The sequence below is a fragment of the Runella sp. CRIBMP genome (genome assembly GCF_009905605.1).
Lineage (GTDB): Bacteria > Bacteroidota > Bacteroidia > Cytophagales > Spirosomataceae > Runella.
Genome location: NZ_JAAAKZ010000027.1, coordinates 15,442 through 31,014 on the forward strand (window position 1 = coordinate 15,442; position 15,573 = coordinate 31,014).

Sequence of the window (15,573 nt, forward strand, 5' to 3'; positions counted from 1 at the left end):
ACATCAAACGGTGACTTTTTGATCTAAAACGAATTAATTTATTAATTATCAATTGAATAACCATTCTATGTTCAAACCCAAAAGTATTTTTTCGCAATTTATCGCCTGCGTTCCGGGAGTGATTGTTGCGTCATCTGTTTTTGCACAAACAGCTGTCCCTCTCAATGACCTCAGCGCCTTTACCAACAAAGCCAACAATTGGTCCATTGCTGGTGATGTCACTGCCGATATTTCCAAAGTCAATGTTTTAGAATCCAAACCAGGCAAAGGCATTCTTGTCTGTATTCACGAAAAAGGAAAATATGGCCAGGAGTATGAGCTTGTGTCAAATTTCAAACACGGAGATTTAGACCTAGAATTAGATTTTATGCTTACCAAAGAATCCAATTCTGGTATTTATCTACAAGGGAACTATGAAGTACAGCTTTTTGACAGTTGGGGTAAAAAAACGGCTAAATACAACGACAATGGCGGTATTTATGAGCGTTGGAACGATGCCAAACCAGAAGGTGAAAAAGGGTATGAAGGATATGCTCCACGTTTTAACGTAGCAAAAGCGCCCGGTTTATGGCAAAACATCAAAATATCATATCAGGCTCCTCGCTTTGATGCTGTAGGAAAAAAAATTGCCAATGCGGTGTTTCTAAAGATTGTTTTGAACGGTGTAACCATTCACGAAAACGTAGAAGTAAGTGGTCCCACTCGCGGCTCGCTGACCAAAGAAGACGTAGCTTCTGGTCCGTTGCGTATTCAGGGAGATCATGGTTCGTTGGCAATTAAAAATATTGTCATTAACAATTTCGACAAAAAACCAGGAACATTGTCCGACCTTACTTATAAAACGTACTACGGCACCTTTGCACCTAATGAAGATTTCTCAAAACAAAAAGTGGCCGAAACGGGTAAAAAGGAAGCCTTTTCTTGGGAAATTTTGAAAGATAACAACAACTTCGCTTACATTTATAACGGAAAATACACCGCTGCCACCGACGGTGAATACACCTTTAAATTGCAAGCTGCGGGCAATGCTTACCTCAAAATTGATGGCAAAGATATAATCCCAGCAGAATCAAGAAATTCCATGCGTCAAGGAAAAGTAAACCTCACGGCGGGAGCGCATACCATTGAAGTTTTCAATAGCAAAACCGAAGGCTATATGCGGCCAGGTTTAGCGGTTTGGGTGTCTGGTCCTGGCTTTAGAGAGATGTCTTTAAGTACCGCCAGTTCGGTTACAACAGGTGGTGGAGTAGATCCGATACTTGTAACTGCTCCTACCAATACAATTATGCGCAGCTTCATGGATTTCAAAAAGACCCCCGAAGCTAAAAACACCCGCATTGTTCATGCTGTTTCGGTGGGAAGTCCCGCCAATCTGCATTATACTTACGACCTCGACAAAGGTGCTTTATTGCAAATTTGGCGGGGAGAATTCCTCGACGCCACCCCAATGTGGCACAGCCGCGGCGATGGTTCGTCGCGCCCACGCGGTAGTGTTACACTTTTGAACAATGACATGTTTCTTGGAAAAGTAAATGGTCAGTCGGCATGGCAGGCAGATACTACGGGCAGCGGTTACGTACCTAAAGGATATGCCTTGGATGATGCCGAGGCTCCGACTTTCAACTATATTGCTTTCGGCTCGCCCGTTACTGACCGTCTTTCGGTTGTAGACAACAAATATTTTGAACGCGAAGTAAAATTGGCAAAACCAGTCGAAAACCTAGTAGCGAGAGTTGCCGAAGGAACCAACATTGAAATGATTTCGGAAGGGCTGTACTCAGTTAACAACAAGTCTTATTTTATCCAAATGTCCGACAAATCGGTGGTACCGCAAATCAGAAATGTGAATGGCGGTCAGGAGTTGATTGTTCCTGTAACTAACGGGGCGGTTAAATATGCCATCCATTTCTAAAAATAGTCTGCAAATCATCACTTTTTAATTAACAGATTATCCAGCAACGTTTACTTAACAAATGTTGCTAGAAAACTCAAAATAATGACAATGAAAAAAATTGCTCAAATAGCCTTACTACTTTTGGCAACGCTGCCAATGGTAAAAGCGCAAGAATCACCAAAAGAAGAAGATTTTTATAAAATCATTACCCCGCCCATCCCCGAGGGAATTATATTGGAAGTCGGTGGCTTGATTACTTTACCCAATGGCTCATTGGGAATCTCAACCCGCCGGGGTGAAGTATGGATTGTAGATAATCCTACCAGTCGTACACCTTATTTTAGAAAGTTCGCTACGGGTTTGCACGAGATTCTAGGCCTTGCATACAAAGATGGATTTTTGTATTGCGCACAACGTGGTGAATTGACCAAACTGATTGACAAAAATGGCGACGGTAAAGCTGATATTTACGAAACCGTACACGCTTGGGCCTTATCAGGTCACTACCACGAATACTCATTCGGGCCAAAAGTAGCCCCCGATGGCAGCTTTTTTGTAAGCGGCAACGTAGCATTCGGCGACGAAGAATGGTGGAGAGGCGAAAGCCGGGTTCCTGGCCGTGGCTGGATTTTTCGTATCACACCAGACGGCAAATACGAACCGTACGCCACAGGGGTCCGCTCACCAGCGGGTATCAGTATGATTAAAGGTGAGCTTTGGTACACCGACAATCAAGGAGATTGGATGGGAACTGGCGGGATTTTTCCCGTAAAAAAAGGCGGATTCATGGGACACCCTGCGGGATTAAAGTGGGCTGAATTGCCAAATTCTCCCGTAAAATTGACAGAGAAACAATTCTTTGCCGAACGGGATAACCGCCAAGAAAGAGATGCCAACAACCGCGCCATCAAACCCGAAAACACCCGTAATGAAACGCCTCAGTTTTTGTATCAGTTGAAAGAAAAATATGACATGGTGCAGCTTCCTGCCGTTTGGTTGCCTTACGGTGTACATGGCGTTTCGACAGCTGAGCTTATCATGGACGAAACCAACGGTGATTTCGGGCCGTTTACGGGTCAGGTTTTTGTGGGCGACCAAGGTCAAAGTAATATTATGCGGGTAGTGCTTGAAAAAGTAAAAGGGGAATACCAAGGTGCCTCTATTGGTTTCCGCAGTGGATTTCAGTCGGGCGTTTTGCGAATGACTTTCGCCAAAGACGGCTCTATGTTTGTGGGTGAAACCAACCGTGGTTGGGGTTCGGCAGGCGATGCCAACCAAGGGTTACAGCGTTTGGTTTGGAACGGTAAGATGCCTTTTGAAATGTATACGGTAAAGGCCATGCCTGATGGTTTTGAAATCGAATTTACGTTGCCAGTAGATCGTAAATCAGCCGAAGACCTTGATTCTTATAAAGTGAGCAGCTACCTCTACAAACACTATCCAGTTTATGGTAGTCCTCAGATTGACACAAAAGATGTGACGGTTAAAGGCGTAAAATTGTCGGAAGATGGTAAAAAAGTAAGAATCGTTCTGGACGGTATGCGTCAGTATTTTGTTCATAAAATTCAACTTGAAGGAGTGCGCGCCGCCGGTAATTATTGGTCATTGGTCCATCCAGATGCTTATTACACGCTCAATAACATTCCTGACGGTGAGAAATTGAAAGTTTCAGAATTGAAAACGACACGTTCGGGTAAAGTAAAAGCAACTGTTTCAACCCCCGTAAAAGAACACGTTTCTCCTGACGGGAAAGGGAAAGAACCTGCACCTGCATCAACTAAAACGGCCACGGCAAAAAAAGCCCCAACATGGGAAGAAGTTAAACCGCTTTTGGCAAAAAACACTTGTCTTGCTTGTCACGCAACCGACAAAAAAGTGGTAGGGCCGTCGTATATAGATGTGGCAAAGCGGAAATACAGCGATGCAAAAATCGTAGAATTGATTTATGCCCCGAAGCCTGAGAACTGGCCAGATTATGCCACACCCATGCCTGCCATGCCTCAAGTTTCAAAAGGAGATGCCTTAAAAATTGCTGCTTGGATCAATTCTTTGTCAAAAAAATAATTTCGATTTTGGTATTAGCAGAGCCAGCTTTCTGAACTTTTGCTTCTACTAAATACTAATTTATGTGACCGTTTTCGTATAATTTTAAGTAAAGACCAGTGAACCCAAATTCACTGGTCTTTCTGTATTCAAAAAAAGACAATTATACTTGGGACAAATTCTCAAAATCCTACCCCATCTAAGCCATGACGATTCAACCCCTCATTGACCATTTTGAGACATATCTACCTGTTAGTGAAAGTGATAAAGTTTTTTTAGAATGTCGAGTCATTCAGCGTTCAGTTAAGCGGCGTCAGTTTCTTTTGCAAGAAGGTTTTCCCTGCAAACACTATACGTTCATAATAAGTGGTTGTTTCAAAATGTTTGGCGTAGATAGCAAAGGAACCGAACATAACATTCAATTTGCAATTGAAAATGATTGGATTACTGATATTGGCAGTTTTCATTCAGGAAAGCCGAGCAAGTTATTCATCGAAGCCATCGAACCCTCCGTCATACTGCAAATCGAACAACAGGATTTGTATTTTCTTTACACCAATATCCCTAAACTCAATCGAATCTTTAAGGTTATTATTGAAAACAAGTATGTAGAATTGCAAAATCGGGTATTGTAAAATATCAGCTCTACGGCTACCCAATACCCAAATTGCTTCCTACTATCCCCAATACGGGTCATTTTGTTTTTCTTGAAAATTTTGCAGCAGTTTGGGCTAGTACTGTACCTTTTTTAAAGAACTAAGATAATTGATTCTAAGGGCCCTAAAATATGCAATCACAATAAAATTTAAAAGACTATGAAGAGTTTCAATTGTGTATTCATTAGCGGCTTATTGCTACTTTCCATTGATTTGTTAGCTCAAAGTATCAAGCTAACCCCAAACAATCTTTTAGCCAATCAAGTGTATATGTCTGTCGAAAGGCTGGAGGGCAAAGAGGCATTAAAAATCGTCAAAGATTCAACCATAAAAGCCGTTGACGAAGCTACGTTTGTAAAAATCAAAGACGTTGATTTCCAAGATGGAACGATTGAAGTAAGGGTACTGAGCCGTTTGTTGAAAACGGCTCGGCCGTCCGACCGTGGATTTATCGGTATAGCCTTCAGAATCAATGAACAAAATTCTGCTTTTGAATGCATTTATATTCGCCCAACCAATGGCCGAGCCGACGACCAAGTACGCCGAAATCATTCTATCCAATACTTTGCTTTTCCTGACTTCAAATTTGACCGTCTACGAAAAGAGTCTCCCGAAAAATACGAATCGTATTCCGATATGGGACTTAATGAGTGGATAAAAATGAAAATTGTAGTAAAAGGCAAGCAAGCCAAATTGTTTTTGAATGACAACAAACAGCCGTCCTTAGTAGTCAACGACTTAAAATTGGGAGAAAACACTGCAGGAGCGTTAGGCTTATTTGTGGACGTAGGTACCGAAGGCTATTTCAGGGATTTGATGGTTACAAAACCTTAGTTTTTGGCATAGAAAATTCGGAAAAATCGTCGCCATTTTCAGGGTCAACGCAGGGGTGTATCATCCATTCTAATGGAACTGATGCCAATGATTCTTTTCACATCGCTTTGGTGAGGACATCCTATTGAAGTTCTAAATTTTAAACTTTTACGGTTGGGGGTTACCATCGAAACACCAACGTATCCTATCAGCATTTGTATAGGATTAATCAACAATTGTCATTTTTAATTATACTTTGATTATTATACAAGTTTTATTTACTAATATGGTTAATTGTAGACCAATTTAGCGGTTTAGAAAATACCCCAGAAAAGTATAGTTAAACCCCCGTTTTTTGAGACTGATGTGTGGTTGTGTATTGTCCTATAATTAGTTGACATACAAACGAAGCAATGACTTATTTAGCAAGTGGTCGTGCCAAAGGGAAAGTCATTGTCAAGGTCACGTAGTTTACCAGCCCGATAAAACTACCAGCTCATAGCATTAACTTTCTGACAATTTAAGAAATAATACCACTTGTATTTGTGAAAAGACCGAGGAAGTTGGTCACACATCAATAAATTATTTTTTCAGGGCTTTATTGTGCTCAGCTACGTTGAGCATCGTGTCAATATAAATCTCATTTTCGTTTTCTTTAAGATACATAAGTAGCTCACGATGAGCAGGTAATGAAACATTCAACGAATGCTCTCCACCTACACCGTGAAACAAGAAAACCAATAATTTTCCCTCATTTTGGGCTTGTTTAACAAGTTTTATGAGTTGTTCGCCCGTTTCGCCATTAATCATGTAAGAGTCGAAATCATAAGGATTTATTTCATCAAATTTTTGCATACGGGCACGTACGGCACGGGCACCTGCAAGGTCGTTTTTAAGGTCATTCATAAACTCCACGCCGCCTACTTTAGTATCGCCGCAGGTAAACGCAAACGTCCGTTGTTTTTTTCCGTCCACCGATTCTAGCAGGGTATTGGTCTGGCGAATTTCGTCGGTGATGCGTTTGAGGGTGTATTTGCTGAGGTCATTTTCGGGGTTCACCCACGACCGCCCTGGGAGTGACGCATCGCAAGGATGGAAAAGGGTGTGATTGCCCAATTCATGCCCACGGTCAGCGGCACGTTTCCACTCATTCATTCGATTTTTGAAACCTGGGAAAGACCCTGCAATGTAAAAAGTCCCTTTCATGCTTAGAGAATCGAGTAAAGTGATGGCGTGGTCGAGGTGGACATTGAGTGCATCGTCGTAGGTGAGGACTACGGCGCATTTTTTGCCTTTCCAAGGCTTGGTTTCGTCTAAGGTTTCGCCGTCGGTTCGGAAGGGTGAAGCTGGCAAACCCTCAGCGTTGATAAGGTTGGGATTAATGGGATTATCTGCCCAAGCGTATCGTACATATTTTGGATTTTTGACTTCATTTGACGAAACAATGATTTTATTATCCTCTATTTTGGCATCTGCCCACACAAATTTTTTATCGAAACCTGCCACCGAAAAATCACTTAATTTCTCTCCGTCGTTGGTTGAAAGCCCTTTGCCGATGTGGTCAAATTCGAGGATAATTCTATCGTTTTCAATGGTTTGTTGTTTAAAAATAGGCCCAGATGATGCTACTTTTTCACCATAAATCAAATTGGAAGCGGCGATTGCCAATCTATCGCCTACGCTTTTTTTGTTATCGGGATGAATATCATTCCATTCCCCTAAATCAATGGCTACCGCCAAAGCCGTATTGGTTGATTTCTGAGCAGCGTGTAGTTGAGCTTCACGCAGTTTTGCCCAATCACTTTCAGAGGGTAAGTAGTTGTAATCCATGAAATTAGGCAACTGAACAAACAAAAAGGGCAGGTTCGGATTCCTGAAATTCTGCCTTAAATTATTGATCTGCGCTAACTGTAAAGCTTCATATTCGGCGGGCCTGCCTGCATTTGACTCGCCCTGATACCACAATACTCCTCTAATATTAAGGTTTTCAGCAGGGGCAACCATCGCATTATACAGAGCCGTTGGTTGGTTTTGCGCTACGATACCACCACCAAAACCAAAATTTCGAGGACGATAGACCTCCCCCACTTTGTATTCCCAAGTACCTTTTAGGTCGAGTGTTTGGCCATTTGCCTCAATCATGTAAGGTTTATCGGGCACAAAACCGCCTTTACCAGCGGTATTGCTCACTTTAATGACAAATAAATTTTTACCTTCTTTCAACACCCCCAGCTGTAAGTTGTAACGCCGTTGTGGATATTGATAGGTAGTTTGTGCCACTTTCTTTCCGTTGATGTACAATTCGTCGGCGTCCACAATCCTGCCCAAGTGTACTTTGGCAGTGGTTTCGGTCATGTTTTTGGGAATAATGATTTCTTTTTTGTACCAAACCGAACCATTCAAATCTTTCAAGCCTTGGTCTTCCCAATAGCCTGGAATGTTGATTGGTCGCCAATGTTGCGACTTTGAATCGGGTGAAAACCATTTTTCAGTCATTCCCAAATCAATCGGTACATTTCTTGGGACCGCATTTGGGAAATTGGGGCGATTGGCCCGATTGACCGAAGCCGTATCTTTATTCTTGGCAACTGTTTTAACTAATTCAGGAAAATGCTGAAAACCTGCTTCCGAAATCCATGCTTCAATGGGTGTGCCACCCACGCTAGCATTGATGAGTCCTATTGGAACTTTATATTTTTCATAGATATTTCGAGCAAAAAAATAGGCAACCGCCGAAAACCGACCCACATCTTTTGGATTGGCAGATTTCCAAGTCACAGCATCGCTTAAATCGTCTTGTTTTCCTACCAAATTTGTTCGAGTTGGAATAAATAAATGCCTGATTTCGGGGTAATTGGCCGTTTCTATGTCTTTGGCATAAGTGATGTTATGAATGTCCATTTGATGCACCATGTTTGATTGTCCAATACACAAAAACACATCGCCAAATGCTATGTTTTTAATGACAATATCATTCTTGCCTTTCAGTGAAAATTCATAACCCGTACCCGCAGGCTGTGGTGGAAGCATCAGTTCCCATTTTCCATCATCCGAGGTGGTCGTTTTATATTTCTTTTTATTGAAGCTGAGTTCAATTTTCTCTTTGGGCGATGCCCAACCCCAGATTTTGATAGGTTGGTCACGCTGCAACACGATGTTATCCGAAATCAGTTTTGGCAGACGGATTTGGGCGTTTGAAGTGATAGAAATAATCAGGAGGGCAACAATAAATTTAATGGGTTTCATTTAGGGTCGTAATTTGGTCAAAATGACTAATAGTCAGCTGTTTGTTGAATTAAAAGGCAAGTGCGACTTGGTATCTTTCATTGATGTACTTTTCCAGCGCTGTTATTGCTGTTTCAAAATTTTGAGGGCTTCTTAAATGACTGTACGGTGGGGCTTCTACGCCTGTTCCTGTAAAGTAAGGCTGTAAAATTGCCTTATGCTTTTTGAGATAAGCCCCCATCGTTGTAGGATTGAAATCTTTTTGAATAAACTCCTTTACCGCCGACTTGTAGTACGCAAAATACTCAGGGTCATCTACAATATATCGTATCAAAGGCCACTGATTAGTAACCTCTTTCATATCCATACTCAGTGAAAACCTCGAATTGTTTAATCCACCTCGCATCTGAAAAGAGAGATTGAGGTCGTAAGGGACCCAATGTAAGACGCCGTCGGTATTGGCTATGTAATAATTATGGGCGAGAACCCCATACGAATCCCAATTGCCAACCGTATTGTTGACAGCTAGATATCTTAAAAACGCTTTGACATCAAATATTGCTTCCAAGTTTTTCTTCCATTGAGTATTGTCAGTGACTCGTAGTGGGCTATTGAGAAGGGCGATTAGTTGTTTTATATCCGAATAATCGGCGACTGATTGATTGTTTTGTTTTTCAATCTCAGTCGTTATAAATTGCTGTAAATTAGACTCAGGTTTATAGACATTGCCTACTTTTTTGCCACTTTGCACTTCTACCATGTGCTCTTCCACTATTTCAATGGCCTGATAAATACCGCAATTTTTCAGTCCTTGCCCAAAGTCAATAAAAACTTTGTAATAGGCTACTTTACAGGCCATTACTCCGTTGTTGCGAAAAAGTTGGGTGAGTAGTTTTTCTTTCAAAAAGGAATCATCTGCAAAGCTTGGAACAAACGAAAGTTCTTTGAAACCATAAAACCGTTGGTTTTTAATGTCGGGATATTGGTCTTCCCATTCGTCAAATTTTAACTTAAAAGGTAATTTATAAATGCCACTCCGCCAAGAACCATTCAGTGAAGCATTGCCTTTGAGCCTAAAACCAACTTTGTCCCACGTATTTTCGCCCTGGTTAACATCTGCTTCTACAAAAATAGGGTCACCTGGAACAGCATCCAGTGCGCCATTACCAGCAGGTGGGGTTACTCCAGGGATGGTCGTGGCGCTGCCAAACTTACGGGCAGTGCGCCATTCCATATCTCTTTGAATTTTATCCCAATTGCCTTGCCCCAAATTGATAGTAATCATTTTGACTTGCTCTTCTGGAAAAACCCAAGCATAGTCTGGGGTTTGGCTGAACTTTGAGGGATAAAGATCAGTATTATCTTTACAACTGACAGTGATTACAACCAAGAAAAGAAGGTAAAACCTGAAATTCATATCAGTATTTGTTGGTGAAAGGTTTGCGTGGTTTCACCTTAGATTTTATTTTTAGATAGCGGTCTGCTCGTTGGGGCAGACCGCTGACGTAGTACCTTCAGACCTGCTTTTACTTTGACTTTTGAGGAACTTTCAAAATGGCATCGAAAGCTGGTTTGGGTTGTTTATTTCTATCCCAGAGTAGGGGATAATTGGTTCGATTGGGAATCGGATAATCGTTTTTCCACGACATTCCATCATGGATACCCCACATAGTTACGCGGTCAATTTTGTCTCTTTTACGGTAAAATATCTCAAAAAGTTGGGTGTATCTATCCGCTAAAGCCTTCTGCATCGAGTCGGGTAGGCCGTTGGGGTAAGGGTCTAAAAACGTTTTAAATTCTTCGTTTTGAAACTGCTTTTCGCTCATGCCCTGTCCTATAATCTGCCCTTCTTTGGTGAGCGGAAGCACGTCTACGTCCAACTCTGTAATCATTACTTTCAAGCCCAAAGCCGCATAAGCATCAATCGCGGCTTCGATGTACTCGGTTTTGGGATAATTTAGGCCCCAGTGTCCTTGTATACCGATACCGTCAATTTTGATTCCTTCTTTTTGTAACATTTTTACCATCTTGACAATCCCATCCCGCTTCGACGGCCGCCAAGCATTAAAATCGTTGTAGTATAATTCGGTATTGGGGGCGTATTGGGCAGCGTATTTGAAAGCCAACTTAACCAGTTCGTCGCCACTGCCAATGCCTTTTACCCACGTAGTGGGCCGATAACTCCCGTCGTCGTCAATGACTTCGTTTACCACGTCCCAAGCTTGCACTTTGCCAGCATACCGACCCGCTACGGTTTTAATATGCTCTTGCAAACGCTCGGCAACGGCTTCTTTCGATTTTGGTTTGCCGTTTTCGTCTTGAAAAAACCATGCAGGGGTTTGATTGTGCCACACGAGCGTATGCCCAATGATAAACATATTGTTTTTCTTGCCAAACTCAACGTAAGCATCGGCAGGGCCATAATTAAAAACTCCAGGCTGTGGATTGATAAGCCCCGCTTTCATGGAGTTTTCGAGGGTGATGGTATTAAATTGCTTTACTACGATTTCTTGAGAGGCCTTGTCTCGTCCCGAAACGATGGCGTCATTGACTGCCACCCCCATTTTGAAGGCATCTTTATAGGCTTCTTTGAGGGTAAGTTGAGCCTCTGACAAAGTGGCTGTCAGCGTAATAGTGCTAAAAATGAGCCATTGAATACCTTTCTTCATACGTGTCGCGTTTGTGTTGTTCTGATTTTTTAAAGCTGTGTTTTAGAATAATTCACTCATTACGCATACGGCTCTATGGTCTGAATTTTGCCTTCGGCATCATGTTTAAGTTCGGTTATTTTAATGCTGCGCAGGTGCGTCACGCCCTCGGAAAGGCTCGAATCGTGGTAAAAAAGATACCATTTTCCCTCTACTTCACAAATTGAATGGTGGGATGTCCAACCTACCACGGGATTCAAGATTCGGCCCTGATACGTAAACGGCCCGTAGGGGTTATCGCCGGTAGCGTAACAAATAAAATGTGTATCGCCCGTGGAATAAGAGAAATAATATTTCCCCTTATAAAAGTGTACCCACGGCGCCTCAAAAAAACGTCGGTCGTTATCGCCGGCCAAAAGGGGTTCTCCGTTTTCATCCAAAATGACTAAGTCTCTTGGTTCTTCGGCAAATTGAAGCAAGTCATCGGTCAGTTTGGCTACTTTAGCGCACAAAGCGGGTTCATTATCCGCAGGTAGGTGAGCCACGGGGCTTTCGGGAGAAGTTGAATTGAAAACACCTTCTCGCCAACGTTGCAATTGCCCGCCCCACAGTCCGCCAAAATACATATAATAAGCGCCATCAGCGTCCTTAAAAACGGCAGGGTCTATCGAAAAACTGTCTTTAATTGGCTCAGGTTGAGGTATAAAAGGACCCACAGGTGAATCACTGATAGCCACGCCAATTCTGAAAATTCCCTCGTAATCTTTAGCAGGAAAAAACAAATAGTATTTGCCGTTCTTTTCGTGGGCATCGGGTGCCCACATTTGACGTTCGGCCCACGGCACATCGTTTACGTGCAAGGCCACGCCATTGTCAATGGCTTCGCTCGTGATGGAGTCCATCGAAATCACGTGGTAATCTTCCATGGCAAAGTGACTACCCAAGTCATCGAAGGCTTCGCCGGCATCAATATCGTGCGATGGATAAATGTAGATTTTGCCGTTGAATACGTGCGCCGATGGGTCGGCAGTATAAATATGACGGACAAGCGGCTGAGAAATCGCTCGTCTATTTAAGTCTTTAAAATCAATATGTTGTATGCTATCTTCTGGCATTGTTTGAGCTATTTTAATGATGGGTTATTTTCTTCGTTCTTTCAACTCCGCTTCTATCTTCAATTCCATTTTCTTTCCTATTTCATAAAATGCCAGCAGCCCTACGGCAATCAAAAAAGGGATGGCAGGAAAAATACTTACCAGCATTTTGATGCCATTGATAGTTTCGGCCGACTGTGCTATTTCGGTTTGTGGTTTATAATTAAATATCCCTAAAATTAAGGTAAGTAAAGAACTTCCGATGCTCAAACCACCCTTCAAGCCCACCATCATGGCTGAAAATATAATAGCTGTAGCCCGACGATTGTTTTTCCATTCGGAGTAGTCGGCAACATCGGCAATCATGGTCCAAAGAATGGGCGTACTGATGCCATAAAAAAACATGTGCAGAATCTGAGAGCCAAACATAAGACCCACGGATTGAGGCGGATAAAAATAGAACAGGATGATAAAAAGGGTGGAAACAAACAGCGAAGCCCCGAAAACGTTTCTCTTTCCATATTTGTCTGCCAATTGTTTGGAAAGCATAATACCAATCAGACCAATCAATATTCCGCCGCCGTTAAACACGCCCAATCCCATCGAGATGTCATTTTCGAAGGCAGGCAAGAAAGATTTCATTGGTTCCAAGAAAGCAGTAAGCTGCACTTTATCCACGTAGTTTTCAAAGTAATATACATAAGAACCGCCCTTCATCGCCAACGTAATGAAAACTAAAGTAGTGACGGTGAGCATGATAATCCACGGAATATTCTTAAACAAATCGCCAAGGTCTTCTTTTAACGACGATTTTTGCTCAGGTTTAGGTACAATGCGCTCTTTGGTAGTAAAGAAAGTAATCAAAAGCATAAGCGTACCGATGATGGCCAAAATGGTCATTACTTTTTCTATCCCTACGGCTTTGTTACCATCCCCTGCTTTTAGGATAAGATTGTACATAAATACCTGCACAAAAAACTGAGAAAACATCACCGCTACGAAACGATAGGCCGACATGCTGTTACGTTCGGCCATGTCGCCCGTAATGACGCCGCTCAGTGCCGAATAAGGTAAATTGTTGGCGGCATACAGCAACAACAACAAACTGTACGTAATGACAGCGTAAATAACTTTGCCTTGGTAAGAAAAATCGGGCGTACTGAAAGCCAATAAGGCGGTAACCCCCAGCGGCACGGCCGTCCACAGTATCCACGGCCTGAATTTTCCCCACCGGGTAGTTGTTCTGTCGGCGATTGCCCCCATCAAGGGGTTGAATACAAAGGCCGCAAATAACCCTACGAAGAGGGTGACCAATGTGGCATCTTCGGTTTTTAAGCCATAAATGTCGGTATAGAAATACGCCAAATATGTAACCAGCGTCTGAAAAACCAAATTAGCGGCCAAGTCGCCGAGGCTGTAACCGATTTTCTCAAGGACGGATAGTTTTTGTGAGGTTTGGTTCATTAAAAGAAGATTTAGGAAGATTGAAAAAAGTTGTAACACAGAGTTTCACTGAGATATTTTATACTTTGTGGAACTCTGTGTAATACTCAGTGTACCTCCGTGTCATAAAAACATTGTCGCCTTATTTTGCCGCTTTTAGCTCCAATACTGACTTATATGCCAATTTCGGCTTAAATTCTCGGTCAAAAAGCAATGGGTAATTGGTTCTTCCTCTAATGGGAAAACCGTTCAGCCACGAATGACCATCGTTTACCCCCCAAAAAGTCACCCGACTGATTTTATCCTTGTGTTTAAGAAACAGTTTGAAAAGATCTTCGTATTTCTGCGCCAAAGTGACCTGCACTGAGTCAGGCAATCCAGCCGTGTAAGGATTCATTTTAGGGCTTCCTTCAAAGTTTTGATTTACATCGGCTCCTCGCAAATCCCAAGGATTTGGCAAAACCGTAAGGTCGAGTTCGGTAAAAGCTACTTTTAAGCCTAATTGAGAAAATTCAACGATAGCGTCCTCGATTACTTTGAGGTTCAGTGTGTTGATACTCCAATGCCCCTGTATGCCCACGCCATCTATTTTTGTGCCGCTTGCTTGTAGTTTTTTGATGAGTTCGATTGCTCCTTTGCGCTTAGCGGGTTGTTCGATGTTGTAATCGTTGTAGTACAATGCGGCTTTGGGGTCGGCTTTGGCCGCCAAATCAAAAGCTTCTTTGAGGTAACCTTCCCCCAACTTGTTGAGGAATACTGATTTGCGAAGGGTGCCATCTTCGTTGAGTGCTTCGTTGACTACATCCCAGCTGTTGATTTTTCCTGCATATCTGCCCGCTACGGTTTTAATGTGCTCGGTCATAAACAGACGCACCGAATCAGGGCTATTGATTTTACTGACAAACCGAGGTAATTGCGAATGCCAAACCAAGGTATGCCCCACGATATACATGTTATTTTTCTGACCGTATTCGACAAATTTATCGGCAGGGTCAAAATTGTAACGATTGATTTCGGGGTGTATCACTTCCGATTTCATGATGTTTTCGGCGGTAATGGCGTTGAATTCACGCTTAATGAGCTGGTTAGCCGTTTCATTTCTTTCCTCAATGTGTGAGGTGCCCAGCGCCGTCCCTATCAGGAAATCTTTTTGATAGGCTGACTTTAGGGAGGTCTGACTGTAAGCAGAATAACTCATTCCCAAAGCAATTGCCGCCCAAGAAAGTGATTTTAGTCGATTTTGACGTCTCATAATGAATTGATTAGTAAATATTTTTTTGAAATTAAAATTCAGTCGAATTCTGCAACAATTCGAACAGATTTTCCTGCCCCAAACCACCTAAAAAAAATAAAAGTACCATTTAATTGACTGTTTTTAGAGCAATTAAATGGCAACATTTTCTTATTGCTTAACAAGCTTCATCTCACCACGCTCATTCTTTAAAACTATTTCTTTGTCAGAAACTAACTCGCCAGTGTAGCTTATTTTACGGTCGCCAAGAGAAACACTAAACGAAATCTTTTTGTCATCAACAGTACCTTCCTCAATGGGGGACTCTCCTCTTTGAGTTTTCCAAATTCCTGTTAATTTTTTGCCTTCTACCTTAAAGGTGTAGTTTACTTCAAAAGTGCCGTTTGGGGTTTCACGGCTGCCTTTCCAGTTGCCATCAATTGGATTTTGTGCAAGTGCCACTAAGCTGGCAATTGATAAGAATAAAGAAAAAAATAACGTTTTCATTGTGAAAAATTGGGGGTTT

11 protein-coding genes are annotated in these 15,573 nt (G+C 42.2%); 4 read left to right on the forward strand and 7 right to left on the reverse strand.

The genetic code is table 11. The features are described 5' to 3' along the window. Positions 1-67: 67 nt before the first annotated feature. From GVN20_RS28180 to GVN20_RS28195, 4 genes are all read left to right on the forward strand, one after another. Positions 68-1,912 carry a family 16 glycoside hydrolase gene (locus tag GVN20_RS28180; protein ID WP_166561545.1) on the forward strand — a complete coding sequence of 615 codons (1,845 nt, stop codon included), beginning with the start codon at positions 68-70 and terminating at the stop codon, positions 1,910-1,912. A gap of 90 nt (positions 1,913-2,002) precedes the next feature. Beyond that, positions 2,003-3,958 (forward strand): c-type cytochrome, encoded by a 1,956-nt coding sequence (locus GVN20_RS28185; RefSeq protein WP_166561546.1) that lies wholly within the window; start codon positions 2,003-2,005, stop codon positions 3,956-3,958. A gap of 185 nt (positions 3,959-4,143) precedes the next feature. Further along, positions 4,144-4,572, forward strand: a complete 429-nt coding sequence (locus GVN20_RS28190; RefSeq protein WP_166561547.1) for a Crp/Fnr family transcriptional regulator — start codon at positions 4,144-4,146, stop codon at positions 4,570-4,572. Between the two features lie 180 nt (positions 4,573-4,752). Next, positions 4,753-5,427, forward strand: a complete 675-nt coding sequence (locus GVN20_RS28195; RefSeq protein WP_166561548.1) for a family 16 glycoside hydrolase — start codon at positions 4,753-4,755, stop codon at positions 5,425-5,427. A 561-nt stretch (positions 5,428-5,988) separates the two neighbouring features. Here GVN20_RS28195 and GVN20_RS28200 read toward each other — a convergent pair. From GVN20_RS28200 to GVN20_RS28230, 7 genes are all read right to left on the reverse strand, one after another. Beyond that, positions 5,989-8,652: a sialate O-acetylesterase gene (locus GVN20_RS28200; protein ID WP_166561549.1), complete on the reverse strand. Its 2,664-nt coding sequence runs from the start codon at positions 8,650-8,652 to the stop codon at positions 5,989-5,991. 49 nt (positions 8,653-8,701) lie between these two features. Next, positions 8,702-10,048 carry a CotH kinase family protein gene (locus tag GVN20_RS28205; RefSeq protein ID WP_166561550.1) on the reverse strand — a complete coding sequence of 449 codons (1,347 nt, stop codon included), beginning with the start codon at positions 10,046-10,048 and terminating at the stop codon, positions 8,702-8,704. Positions 10,049-10,157: 109 nt separating this feature from the next. Continuing rightward, positions 10,158-11,300, reverse strand: coding sequence for an endo-1,4-beta-xylanase (locus GVN20_RS28210; RefSeq protein ID WP_166561551.1), 1,143 nt, complete (start codon positions 11,298-11,300; stop codon positions 10,158-10,160). A 59-nt stretch (positions 11,301-11,359) separates the two neighbouring features. Further along, a complete protein-coding gene (locus GVN20_RS28215) occupies positions 11,360-12,394 on the reverse strand; it encodes a glycoside hydrolase family 43 protein (RefSeq protein ID WP_166561552.1) in 1,035 nt (344 codons plus the stop codon). Positions 12,395-12,418: 24 nt separating this feature from the next. After that, positions 12,419-13,837, reverse strand: a complete 1,419-nt coding sequence (locus tag GVN20_RS28220) for an MFS transporter (RefSeq protein WP_166561553.1) — start codon at positions 13,835-13,837, stop codon at positions 12,419-12,421. A gap of 121 nt (positions 13,838-13,958) precedes the next feature. Further along, positions 13,959-15,068, reverse strand: a complete 1,110-nt coding sequence (locus GVN20_RS28225) for an endo-1,4-beta-xylanase (RefSeq protein ID WP_166561554.1) — start codon at positions 15,066-15,068, stop codon at positions 13,959-13,961. Between the two features lie 150 nt (positions 15,069-15,218). Further along, the gene (locus tag GVN20_RS28230; RefSeq protein ID WP_166561555.1) at positions 15,219-15,554 is read right to left on the reverse strand and encodes a hypothetical protein; all 336 of its coding nucleotides are present in this window, start codon (positions 15,552-15,554) and stop codon (positions 15,219-15,221) included. Positions 15,555-15,573 lie beyond the last annotated feature (19 nt).

Coding starts and splice junctions, on each gene's coding strand:
- GVN20_RS28205 (WP_166561550.1), bottom strand. CDS start 10,048: ATGAATTTCAGGTTTTACCTTCTTTTCTTGGTTGTAATCACTGTCAGT.
- GVN20_RS28195 (WP_166561548.1), top strand. CDS start 4,753: ATGAAGAGTTTCAATTGTGTATTCATTAGCGGCTTATTGCTACTTTCC.
- GVN20_RS28190 (WP_166561547.1), top strand. CDS start 4,144: ATGACGATTCAACCCCTCATTGACCATTTTGAGACATATCTACCTGTT.
- GVN20_RS28215 (WP_166561552.1), bottom strand. CDS start 12,394: ATGCCAGAAGATAGCATACAACATATTGATTTTAAAGACTTAAATAGA.
- GVN20_RS28185 (WP_166561546.1), top strand. CDS start 2,003: ATGAAAAAAATTGCTCAAATAGCCTTACTACTTTTGGCAACGCTGCCA.
- GVN20_RS28220 (WP_166561553.1), bottom strand. CDS start 13,837: ATGAACCAAACCTCACAAAAACTATCCGTCCTTGAGAAAATCGGTTAC.
- GVN20_RS28180 (WP_166561545.1), top strand. CDS start 68: ATGTTCAAACCCAAAAGTATTTTTTCGCAATTTATCGCCTGCGTTCCG.
- GVN20_RS28230 (WP_166561555.1), bottom strand. CDS start 15,554: ATGAAAACGTTATTTTTTTCTTTATTCTTATCAATTGCCAGCTTAGTG.
- GVN20_RS28200 (WP_166561549.1), bottom strand. CDS start 8,652: ATGAAACCCATTAAATTTATTGTTGCCCTCCTGATTATTTCTATCACT.
- GVN20_RS28210 (WP_166561551.1), bottom strand. CDS start 11,300: ATGAAGAAAGGTATTCAATGGCTCATTTTTAGCACTATTACGCTGACA.
- GVN20_RS28225 (WP_166561554.1), bottom strand. CDS start 15,068: ATGAGACGTCAAAATCGACTAAAATCACTTTCTTGGGCGGCAATTGCT.